8 protein-coding genes are annotated in these 10,866 nt (G+C 75.0%); 1 reads left to right on the top strand and 7 read right to left on the bottom strand.

What is annotated here, in order from left to right:
* The 3 genes from VR44_RS25255 to VR44_RS25250 form a co-directional block, all read right to left on the bottom strand.
* Nucleotides 1-1,186: condensation domain-containing protein (locus VR44_RS25255; protein ID WP_045949886.1), on the bottom strand; the 1,186-nt coding region annotated here is incomplete at its 3' end.
* Nucleotides 1,187-1,198: 12 nt separating this feature from the next.
* A complete protein-coding gene (locus VR44_RS41465) occupies nt 1,199-1,444 on the bottom strand; it encodes a phosphopantetheine-binding protein (protein ID WP_052713815.1) in 246 nt (81 codons plus the stop codon).
* Nucleotides 1,441-3,228 (bottom strand): amino acid adenylation domain-containing protein, encoded by a 1,788-nt coding sequence (locus VR44_RS25250; RefSeq protein ID WP_052713814.1) that lies wholly within the window; start codon nt 3,226-3,228, stop codon nt 1,441-1,443. Before VR44_RS25250 ends, VR44_RS41465 begins: the two co-directional genes overlap by 4 nt.
* Before the next feature lie 59 nt (nt 3,229-3,287).
* Between VR44_RS25250 and VR44_RS25245 the strand changes: the two genes are divergently transcribed.
* Nucleotides 3,288-4,037 (top strand): HAD family hydrolase, encoded by a 750-nt coding sequence (locus VR44_RS25245; protein ID WP_052713813.1) that lies wholly within the window; start codon nt 3,288-3,290, stop codon nt 4,035-4,037.
* 8 nt (nt 4,038-4,045) lie between these two features.
* Here VR44_RS25245 and VR44_RS25240 read toward each other — a convergent pair whose 3' ends face one another.
* From VR44_RS25240 to VR44_RS41455, 4 genes are all read right to left on the bottom strand, one after another.
* On the bottom strand, nt 4,046-5,485 hold the full coding sequence (locus VR44_RS25240; protein WP_045949885.1) for an SDR family NAD(P)-dependent oxidoreductase: 1,440 nt from the start codon (nt 5,483-5,485) through the stop codon (nt 4,046-4,048).
* Nucleotides 5,478-7,940 (bottom strand): HAD-IIIC family phosphatase, encoded by a 2,463-nt coding sequence (locus VR44_RS41460; RefSeq protein WP_052713812.1) that lies wholly within the window; start codon nt 7,938-7,940, stop codon nt 5,478-5,480. The genes VR44_RS25240 and VR44_RS41460 overlap by 8 nt, the downstream gene beginning before the upstream one ends.
* Complete coding sequence (locus VR44_RS25230) at nt 7,940-9,778, bottom strand: aminotransferase class I/II-fold pyridoxal phosphate-dependent enzyme (RefSeq protein ID WP_045949884.1); 1,839 nt, start codon at nt 9,776-9,778, stop codon at nt 7,940-7,942. The genes VR44_RS41460 and VR44_RS25230 overlap by 1 nt, the downstream gene beginning before the upstream one ends.
* Nucleotides 9,775-10,866, bottom strand: a 1,092-nt coding sequence (locus VR44_RS41455) for an FAD/NAD(P)-binding protein (RefSeq protein WP_052713811.1), incomplete at its 5' end; no start/stop codon positions are given. The genes VR44_RS41455 and VR44_RS25230, both read right to left, overlap by 4 nt.

Below are 10,866 nucleotides of genomic sequence, written 5' to 3'. Positions count from 1 at the left end.
GTCCGTCGCCGCCCGCCTCGCCGACGAGCATCAGCTCGCTGCGCGGGCGGAAGCCCGCGTCGGACAGCGGGAACGGGGTGGTCGTGGCGGGTGCCAGGTCGAGGCCCTCCCCGTGCAGCTGGGCGTACAGCATGTTCAGGACCACCCCGATGGGGGCGTCCGGGTCGGCGTACTCGCCGGGGTTGAACGCCTTGACCAGCTCGGCGAAGGGGACGGCCGCGTTCTCCTGTGCGTCGAGGCTGTCCGTGCGCACCCGGCGCAGCGCGGCCCGGAAGGTGTCGGCGCCCGCCAGGTCGGTGCGGACGACGAGGAGTTCGGCCAGCGGGGCCACCAGGTTCTCGCGGCCCTCGGTCTCCCGGTTGTAGACGTTGACGGCCACGGCCTGGTCGTCACGTCCGGTGGCCTCGCGGAGTGCGACGTCGAGGGCGCACAGGACCAGCATGAAGAGCGTGACCCGCTCGCGGGCGGCGAACTTGCGGATGCCGTCGACGAGGCCCTGCGGCAGCCGGCGCGCCTCGTAGCCGCCCTCGGGCGCGGCGCCGGGCTCGCGCTTGGGGACGGCCAGCCTCGGTATGGCGCCGGAGCCGGCCAGGCGCTCGCGCCAGAAGGACATCATCCGCTCGCCGTCCGGGCCGGCCAGCAGCCCGTTCTGCTCGCGCACGTGGTCCTGGTAGGTGTACGAGACCTCGGGGAGGGCGGGCTCCCGCCCCTGCGCGAGGGCGGTGTAGAGGGCGGAGAGCTCCTCGGTGAGGACCCCGCGCGCCCAGCCGTCCACGACGAGGTGGTCGAAGACCAGGACGACGAAGTGGTCCTCGTCGGCGACGCGCACCACGCTGACCCGCAGGCGCTCGTCCCGCTCGGCCGGCAGCGGCCGGTCCGCTTCGGCCCGTACCCGGGCGACCGCCGCGGCCTCGTCCCCGGTGGCGTCGTGGAAGGCGGCGCGCGGGGTGGCGGCGGGGTGGACGGTCTGCCGGCGGGGTCCGTCGAACCGGGTGCGCAGTGCCTCGTGGCGCTGCGCCAGCCGGGCCAGCGCCTCGTCGAGCACGGGCAGCCGCAGGGGCCCGCGGACCCGGTAGGCCTGGGAGATCGTGCGGACCGACGGCACGCCCAGGGCGCGGCTGCGCTCGTCCATCAGCAGCCTGCCCTCCTGGTAGCTCAGGGTCGGCAGGGACAGTGGTGCGGACATCTGCTGGGGCTCCTAGGCGGTGGTGCGGTCGGTGTCGGCGCGCTCGGCGACCAGGTCGGCGAACTCGCCGAACTCGGGGTACTCCAGGACCTCGCGCATGGTGACCTTGACGCCGAGGGCGGCCTCCAGCCGGGCCACCATCTGGGTGGCCAGCAGGGAGTGGCCGCCGAGGAGGAAGAAGTCGGATTCCTCGTCGATGGCGGTGCCGAGGACCTCGGACCAGATCCGGGCGGTGGTCTCCCGTACGGACGTGCTCATCGGGGCTCGCTCTCTCCGGCGCGCAGCCGGTTTCGGTCGGTCTTTCCGTTGGCGGTCAACGGAAGGCTGTCGATGACGATGTAGCGGGCGGGCACCAGGTAGCCGGGGAGGACGGCGCGCAGGCCCGCGCGGACGGCCTTGGCCAGGCCCTGGCCGTCGCCCTCGATGTACGCGGCGAGCCGCTTCCCGCCGAGGGGGTCGCTCTCCACGAGGACGCAGGCCCCGCGGACGCCGGGCTGGGCGAGGACGGCCTGTTCGATCTCGCCGGGTTCGACGCGGTGGCCGTTGATCTTGACCTGGCCGTCCTCGCGGCCCAGGAACTCCAGTGCGCCGTCGGGCCGGAACCGGGCGAGGTCGCCGGTGCGGTAGCAGCGGACGCCGCGCAGCCGGCCGGTGCCGGGGACCGGGAAGGCGCGGGCGGTCAGGTCGGGCCGGCCCAGGTAGCCGGCGGCGAGGCCCTCGCCGGCCGCCCACAGTTCGCCCGGTACGCCCGGCGGGACGGGGTGGCCGCCGGGGTCGACCACGTAGACGCGGGTGCCGTGCACGGGGGTGCCGATGGGTACGGTGGCCGCTCCGGGCGGGGGCGGTTCGCTCAGCGGGCCGCAGCAGGTGAAGGTGGTGTTCTCGGTGGGGCCGTAGCCGTTGACCACCGTGAGGGCGGGGTGGCGGGTGAGTACGGCCGCGACGTGGTGCGGGGAGACGACGTCTCCGCCGGTGAACAGCTTGCGCACCCCGGCGAAGGCGTCGGGGCGGTGTTCGGCCAGCTGGTGGAAGAGCCCGGCGGTGAGCCACAGGGCGGTGACTCCGCGCCCGGCGATCAGGTCGGCCAGTTCCGTCAGGGTCTGCGGGCCGGGCGGGGCGATCTCCAGGCGGGCGCCCCGGGCCAGGGTGCACCACACTTCGAGCAGCGCCGCGTCGAAGGTGGCGGGCGCCAGGTGCAGGACGGTGTCTCCGGGGCCGAAGTCGATGCACGCGTCCCGGGTGAGGCGGGCGATGCCCCGGTGGGTGAGCCGGACCCCCTTGGGCCGGCCGGTGGAGCCCGAGGTGTACATCACCGTGGCGACGTCGGGGGCCGGTGCGGGCAGCGGGTCGGCGACGGGGGTGATGCCACGGACGGAGAGGGCCGCGCCCAGGGGCGGTTCCGGGCCTTCGCCGTCGGTCAGGGTGAGGGTGACGCCGGGTCCTTCCAGCATCAGGCGCAGCCGTTCGGCCGGGTAGTTCGGGTCGAGCGGGACGGCGGTGGCCCCGGCGAGGGCCACGGCGACGGTCGCCGCCACGGCCTCCGGGCCCCGCTCGAACAGCAGGCCGACGGCGTCTTCGGGGCCGATGCCCCGGGCCGTGAGCTCGCGGGCGATGCCGCCGGCGTACTCCAGCAGTTCTCGGTAGGTCAGGGTGGTGCCCGGGGCCGAGAGGGCGATCGCGTCCGGCTGCCGCCGCGCCCAGTCGGCGAACATCCGGTGGGCCGGCTCCCCCGCCGGTGCGGTGTCCTCGCCGGACCATGCCTCCAGGAGCTTCCACTCGCTCTCGTCGGTCAGGTCCAGGTCGCCGAGGGGGCGTCCGGGTTCGGCCAGCGCGGCGGCGGCGAACCGGTCCGCCCGGGGGGCGAGCGCCGCGGCGATGTCCTCGGGCACCCCGTCGAGGGCGAACTCCGCCGCGCCGTCGGGGAGGCGGACGGCGGACGGCCCCTCGGCGGCGGTGTGCAGGAGCCCCTCCGTGAGGGTCCCGTCGGCGGTGCGGCACAGCCGTGCCGCCCGGGCGGCGTCCCCGGTCACGCTCGACGGCATGTCCAGCCCCTTCCCCTACGATCTTGAAAAATGCTGATATCCGACCGAGGGAGCAGGTCTTGACCACCCTGATCGTCTTCGACATCGACGGCACGCTGCTGCGCAGCGTCGCCCCCCACCAGGCCGCGTTCGCCGCGGCGCTGCGGGACTGCGGACTCACGGACGTCGACTCGGCGTGGGGCGGCTACACCCACCACACGGACTCGTGGATCTTCCGCGAGGTCTTCCGGCACCACACCGGCCGGCTCCCCGACGAGGCGGAGCGCGGGCGGTTCGCCGGTCTGCTGGAGGAGCACTTCCTGGCCGCCACCGCCCGCGAGGGTCTCGCGGAGATACCGGGCGCCGGGTCCTTCCTGCGGGCCCTCGCGGCCGACGACGCGTACGCGGTTGCCTTCGCCACGGGCGGCCTGCGCGAGGTCACGACCGCCAAGCTGGCCCCCCTGGAGGCGGGTGCGGCCGGGCCGGTGTCCACCGCGAGCGAGCACACCTTCCGCGAGCACCTGGTGCGCGAGGCCGTCCACCAGGCCGCCGAGCGGGCCGGGGGCGGATTCGAGCGGGTGGTGTGCGTGGGCGACGGACCGTGGGACCTCCGGGCCGCGATGGCCACGGGCAGCGAGTTCATCGGCATCGGCACGGCCACGACGCCGTTCGGCGACTGGTTCCCGCGTACCCACCTGTTCGGTTCCTTCGACGAGGTGGACCCGGCGGCCGACTTCACCCTGGTGCCGCCGCCCGGCCGGGTGCCCGCCGAGCCGGGCGGTGACCGGGTGTTCACCGCCCGCCCGGCGCTCTGCCCCTGCTGGAACTGACCGTACGGTCATGCCCGGGTCCGCTCTTCGACGATCCGGCACAGCTGGTCGAAGCGGCCCGCGCCGCTGAGGCTCGCGGCGGGGAGGCGGAGGCCGAACTCGGCCTCGACGGCGAGCACGATCTGCAGCTGGGCCAGGGAGTCCCAGCCGGCGGTGAGGCCGACCCCGCCGCCGCGCACGTCGGCGGCGGGTCCCAGCACCGTGCGCACGGCGGCCTCCACCCGGTCGGCGGCGGCGCCCGGTGCGGTGTCCCGGCCGGTGCCGGTCTCCGCGGCGCCGGCCGGGGCGGCCGAGGCGGTGCGGGGGGCCGGGGGCGCGTCCTCGCGGCGGCCGTCGAGGGCGAACCGGGCGACGCCGTCCGGGGTGAGCCACAGCCGCCGCGCGGGCGCTTCGGTGTCGGCGACCTCGGCGGCGACCAGGTCGGCGACCTCCTCGGGCAGCAGCCCGAGGCCGGCCGGGCGTACGCCGGCCGAGTAGCTGCCCTGCACGTAGCCGGGTTCCACGACCACGGAGCGGATCCCGTGGGCGCCGTGGTGGCGGTCGATGCCGTGCAGCACGCTCTCGGCGGCCGCCTTGCCCGCGACGTAGTCCGACCAGCCGCGCGGGTGGTAGCGGACGGCCTCGGAGCCGATCAGGACGAAGCAGCCGCGCTGGCGCAGCAGCATGCCGTCCAGGACGGCGTCGGCCAGGTCGCGCAGGGCCGCGTAGCCGACGTCGAGGTGCTCGCGGTACCCGGCCGCGAGGGGCGCGGCCGCCGCGTGGACGAGGGCGGCCGGCTCCAGGGCGGCGAGCTTCGCGGCGGCGGCCTCGCGGGCGGCGGGGTCGGCCAGGTCGGCGGTCACCGGGTGCACGCGGGCCCCGGCCCGCTCGCAGTCGCGTACGAGGTCCTCGGCGCCGCCGCGGTGGACGAGCGCGAGGTCCCAGCCGCGGGCGGCCAGTGTCCGGGCGACGGCGGAGCCGATGTCGCCGGCCGCGCCGGTGACGACGGCGGTGGGCCGCGCCCCTGCCGGGACCAGCCGGCCCCCGGTGGTGGCGTCGGGGCGCGGGCGCGGGGCGCGCACGGTGGTGCGCACCTCCCCTTCGAGTACGGCCTCGCGGTCCTGGTACGCGAGCACCCGGCAGGTGAACACGCCGGTGGCGGGGCTGACCGACAGCACCCGCAGCGAGTAGTGGACGGGGCGGTCGAAGGCCACGGCGCGCACGGGCCGGAACTCCGTGCCGAGGATGACGGCGCCGGGGCCGGGCAGCACCATGCCGATGAGCGCGGAGACGGGACCCAGCGTCATCACGAGCGGGACGATGGGGGCGCCGAACTCGGTCCCGGCGGCGTGTCCGGCGTCGTGGTGGATCGGGTTGTGGTCGCCGGTGACGGCGGCGAAGGCCTCGAACTCGGCTGCCGTGAAGGTGTGGGTGCTGTGGGCGCTGTCGCCCGGGGTGACGTCATGCACGGTGGTTCTCCGCCTCGGTGTGGTCGGCGATCCGCAGCCACGCGGGGGCGTGGTGCTCGCCGGTCAGGTCCAGTCGCCAGGTGCCCTCGTCCGCGCCGGGGCCGAAGCCGGCGTCCGCGAAGACGGTGCGGCAGGGCGCGTTGCGCTCGGTCGGGGTGACGAGCCCGTGCAGGCGGGTGCGTCCCCGGGCGGCGAGGGCGGCCGCGAGCCAGCGCAGCGCGCCCGCCTCGACGCCCCGGCCCAGCACGCGGCAGGAGAGCAGGTAGGTGTCCACGGTGGTCTCGGAGCCCTCGTGGGTGAGCACCAGCAGGCCCAGGTCCTCGCGTTCGCTGAACCGGTCGGCCACGCCCAGGACCAGGACGTCCGAGCCGGGCGCCTCGGCCAGCCGGCGCAGTTCGGCGCGGGTGTGGCGGCGGGTGGTGGTGTTGAACTGGTTGGTCTTGGCGCACAGTTGCGCGGCGCGCGCCGTGTTGCCCTCGGTCAGCGGGCTGATGTGGAGGGTGGTGCCGAGCGAGGCGTAGAAGTCCTCGATCCGTTCGAAGCCGGCGCGCCGGCGCTCGACCTGCTCACGGGCGCGGTACTGCTCGGTGCGGCGCCGGTCGGCGTCGGTGACGTTGAACACGGTGGTGTGGGGGTCGTCGAGGAGGGCGTCCGCGTACCCGGCCGGGTCCTCGGGCAGTTCGGGGACGATCACCTGCGGCAGGAACTCCCGTACCCGGGCCCGTTCGACGGGGTTGTCGTCGAGGAACAGCACATTGGCCAGGCCCACGTTGAGGCGCGCGGCGATGTCGGCGATGGCCTCGGCCTTGGGGCGCCAGCTGATCTCCGTGGCCACGAAGTCCTCCTCGCGGAGCACCATCCCGGAGTGCTCGCGGATCGCGCGCAGGGCGAGGTCCTCGTCGTTCTTGCTGCTCACGGCGAGGGCGACCCCCTGGTCGCGGAGGGCCTTGAGGGCGTGCTGGAGCCGGGCGTGGGCGTTGCCGGGGTGGTCGGTGCCGATCTGGATGCCGTCGATGCCGTCCTCGCCGACGACTCCGTGCCACAGGGTGTTGTCGAGGTCGGTGACGATGACGCGGGCGGTGCGGCCGGTGACGGAGAGGGTGAGTCCCCAGAACCTGCGGGCCAGGGCCCGGCTCAGGCCCGGCCCGTGGGGGACCCTGCCCACCAGCCACAGCCGCTGATCGACGAGGGGGCCGCCGCCGGCGCGGGCGATGATCTCGGGCAGGTCGACGACGTGGACGTGTTCCCGGCCGTCGAGGGCCTCGCGCAGCAGCCGGTCCGCCTCGCGCCACAGCGGGCCGGTGTCGGCCGCGGACGGCTGGAGGGGGGCGAAGGAGAGCACGAAGACGGGCCGGTCGGTGGTGTCGGCGTAGGCGCGGACCAGGCCGGTGTAGTGCTCCACGGCCCCGGCGAGCCGTTCCGCGTCGCCCGGGGCGAGGGTGTCGGTGGAGAGGACGTCCTCCAGCCGGTCGGTGAAGAAGGAGGCGTGCGCCTCGAAGCGGCGCAGGGCGGAGTCCGGGTCGTGGACCTCGCGGGCGAGGGTGCCGTACTCGGGCACGTGGAGGGTGTGCGGGGCGTGGCCGAGGATCCTCCTGCCCTCGGCGGCCGTCTGCGCGGCGAGGATCTCCAGGTTGCGGGTGCCGAGCAGGGCCAGCCGTACGGGTTCGGCGGCCAGTTGGCGGGCCCGGTGCTCGATCACGCGGGGTTCGCGCAGCAGGACGTACGGGTCGGCCCCGATGAGCTCCCCGCAGACGCGGGCGAGGTCGGTGACGGACACGGATTCCACGGCGGCGTCCCACAGGCCGGTGCGGGCGAGGCAGCCGTCTGTGCGCAGCCGGTCGAAGACGGGGGCGAAGTCCAGGACGGAGTCCAGGGCGGTGTCGCGGACGATCATCTCCAGGTCGAGGGCGACCGGGCCGTCGCCGAAGTCCGCCGTGCCGCTGACCGTCATCGGGTGGCGGTAGGGGACCTTCGCGAGTTCCTCGTAGCGGTGGACCTGCGTGCAGGAGTTCCAGTCGGCGCCGAGGGTGACGATGCGCGCGGCGTGGCGTTCGAAGACCTCGAAGACGGTGCCGGCGCCGAAGGCCGTGTCGGAGGGGCAGGCGGTCAGCTCGCCGGTGAGGGGGCCGGCGACGGCGAAGGAGTACACCGGGTGCGGGGTGCGGCGCACCTCGGGCAGGTCCAGGAACCACTGCACGAGGACGCCCGTGTTCGGGGCGGAGGTGCGGTGGTGGTACTCCTTGGTGCGGCAGAACTCGAAGGTGACGGCCGGCAGGGCCACCGTGATGCCCTCGGCGACCAGCGCGCGCAGGGCGGCGAGGAGGTCGCCGCGCAGCCCTTCGGAGGGGGTGCGGAAGGCGAACAGGGAGGAGTGCAGCACCACCAGGCGGTCGTCGGGGCCGAGGACGGACTTCAGGGCGGCGTGGAGCTCGTCGCGGCGGGAGGCGTGGCGCATCAGGAGGCTCCCGTGGCCAGCGGGTACGGCTCGCCGACCAGTACTTCGGCGAGGGCTTCGGCCAGGCGCCGGTTCTCCTGCGGGCCGCGGCAGGCCACCCGGAGGTAGCGGTCGCCGTCGGGCATGGACTTGCCGCCGCAGTCCTTGACGAGGATGCCGTGTTCGGCGAAGGTCCGGCGGACCACCTCGCGGGCGGAGGTGTCCGCGGGCAGGCGCAGCATCACGTAGTTGGCGTCCGGCGGGTAGACGGTGACACCGGGCAGTTCGCCGAGGAGGGCCGCGAGTTCGTCGCGGTCGCGGCGGACCCGCTCGCAGCTGGCGGTGAAGGCGTCCCGGTAGCGGGGCAGCAGGCGCAGGAAGGATTCGGCGAAGCCGTTGACGTTCCAGATGGGCAGGGCCGCCCGGACGTCGGCGACGAAGCCGGTGTCGGCCGAGAGCAGGTAGCCCAGGCGCAGCCCGCCGATGCCGTACACCTTGCTCATGCTCTTGACGACGGTCAGGCCGGGCAGTTCGGCGAGGTCGGGCTCCAGGCTGTGGCCGGGTGCGCAGAAGTCCACGAAGGACTCGTCCACGACGAGGCGGATCCCGGCGTCGGCCAGCAGTCGGGCGAGGGTGACCAGGTCGGCGCGCGGGACGGCCATCGAGGTGGGGTTGTTCGGCGAGGTGATGATCACGGTGCCGACGCCGGCCCGCCGTGCCTCGCCGGCGACGTGGGCCGGGTCCATGGTGAAGTCGGGTGCGGGCAGGTGGATGCGGTGGACGTCCGCTTCGTCGAACACGGCCTCGTACTCGTTGAAGCCGGGGACGACGAGTGCGGTGCGGCCCGCCAGCCTGCCGAGGATCTTGATCAGTTCGGAGGCGCCGTTGGCGACGACCAGGCGTTCGGCGGGCTGGCCTATGGCGGCCCCGAGCAGCCGCTGGAGCGTGCCGTGGCCCACGGGGTAGTGGACGAGGGCGTCGCGGAAGTCCCGGGCCAGCTCGTCCACGAGGGGTGCCGGGGGGAAGTACAGGTTGTAGAGGAGGCGGTGGTCGACGAGGTCGTAGCGCCAGTAGCCGCCGTGCAGGTCCTCCAGGAGGGTGAGCCTGTCCTCGGAGCCTGCGAAGAGGTACTCGGCGGCGGCGTGGTCGGTCAGGTCGTCGACCTCGTACCAGCGCAGGTGTGCGCAGTCGACGGCGTGGACGGGGAAGCGCCCGGCGGTGACGGTGTCGGCGAGGACCAGCTCGTAGTAGGCGCCGTGGCCGCCGTCGGCGATGAGGGCCTCCAGGGCCGGGACGAACTCCTCGCGCAGGTAGCGGGCGCGCAGCAGGTGCACGTTGGCGGTCTTGAAGGTGCCGCCGAGGTCGACCTCGGGGCCCTGCTGGGCGGGCAGCAGCATCGCGTGGACGGTGCCGGACGGGCCGAGGGTGACGACGGTGCCGTTCATGCCCGGCCGGTACGGGGCCACGGCGGTGGCCACTTCGGCGCCGGAGCCGGAGTCGGCCAGGGCCAGGGGAAGTCCGGAGTCGAAGACCACGTCTCCCTCGACGAGGTAGACGTCCTCGTCGAGCTGTTCGCGGGCCAGCCACAGGGAGTAGGCGTTGTTGGTGGTGCGGTAGGCGTCGGATTCGACGTAGGTCACGGCCATGCCGGCGTGCGTCTCGCCGACCGCCGCGCGCACCTCGTCGGCGAGGTAGCCGACGACGAGGACGGTCTCGCGGACCCCGGCGGCGGCCAGGTGGTCGAGGGTGCGCAGCAGGATGGGCCGGCCGGCCACCGGGAGCAGCGGCTTGGCGTGGTGGAGTCCGAGGCGGCGGCCCAGCCCTGCGGCGAGGACGACGGCCTTGGTCGGCCTGTTCATGAGTGGGTCTCCCCCGTGGTCGCTTCGTGCAGCAGGTCGTCGAGGACGATCTCGCCGATGTCGTGCTGGTAGAGCCAGACGCCGTCCGCCCTGTGCGTGTAGCTCGGCTCGCCGCCGATGTCGGCGGAGGGCGCCAGCCCCGCGCCCAGCCCGTAGGCGAGGAGCCGGGGGTGGGCGGTGCCGTCGGCGTCGACCAGGTGGCCGCGGTCCGTCACCACCGTGCCGGTGGGGCCGGTGGTGGGGCCGGTGGCGGGGGTGAGCGGAGTGCCGTCGGCGTGGCCGAGGGGCGGAAGGTCGGCCTCGAAGCCGTTGGCCATGACGATGACGTCGGCTTCGGCGAGGGCCTTGCGGGCGGCCTCGGTGTCCTCCGGGTCCCCGGCTCGCAGGAGGCGTACGGGCGTCGGTCCGGCGCCGGGCAGGCCGAGGGCGGCCCGGGCCAGTTCGTGGGCGCGGCCGCGCAGGCCCCCGTAGCGGTTGACGCGCCCGTTGAGGGGGCAGACGTCGAGCACCGGGTCGAAGGCGTAGCCGTCGGCGCGCGCGGCGTCGGCCCCGTCGTAGAAGAGCCGCAGGCCGGTGCGGTGGACGAGGGTGATCCCGTCCGTCCCCGCGGCCAGCAGCAGGTCGACGGCCGACCAGGCGCTGTGGGAACCGCCGATCACCACGGCCGTGCCCCGGCCGGCGGGCGGAGTGCGGCGGGCGTCGACCAGCGCCGAGGAGTGCCACACCTTGTCCCGGTGCGGCGCGAGTTCCAGGCCGGGCACCACCTCGGCGTCCGCGTAGCCGCCGAGGGGGCGGCCGCCGGTGGCCAGGACCGCGCGGCGGGCGGTGAGTTCGAGGCCGGCGCCGGTGGTCACGGCCACCCCGTCGGCGGTGAGCCGGACGGACTCGGCCCGGTCGGTGAACACGGCACAGCGCGGGTGCGCCTCCAGCAGGCCCGTGACGACGGCGCCGAGCCGGGTGAGGAAGGGTGCGACCACCGACAGCGGCGGGTGGTCCTCGGCGTGCTCCCTCAGCAGCCGGGTCTCGGGCAGCTCGCGGAGGGCGGCGAAGGGCCCGGTGGCGGGGAGGCCGTCGAGGCACTCCAGGAA

Source organism: Streptomyces katrae (assembly GCF_000966975.1).
GTDB lineage: Bacteria > Actinomycetota > Actinomycetes > Streptomycetales > Streptomycetaceae > Streptomyces > Streptomyces katrae.
The sequence above is the reverse complement of the archived record's forward strand: the minus strand, read 5'-3'. Positions and strand labels throughout refer to the sequence as shown.

Coding starts and splice junctions, on each gene's coding strand:
- VR44_RS41465 (WP_052713815.1), bottom strand. CDS start 1,444: ATGAGCACGTCCGTACGGGAGACCACCGCCCGGATCTGGTCCGAGGTC.
- VR44_RS25250 (WP_052713814.1), bottom strand. CDS start 3,228: ATGCCGTCGAGCGTGACCGGGGACGCCGCCCGGGCGGCACGGCTGTGC.
- VR44_RS41460 (WP_052713812.1), bottom strand. CDS start 7,940: ATGCGCCACGCCTCCCGCCGCGACGAGCTCCACGCCGCCCTGAAGTCC.
- VR44_RS25230 (WP_045949884.1), bottom strand. CDS start 9,778: ATGAACAGGCCGACCAAGGCCGTCGTCCTCGCCGCAGGGCTGGGCCGC.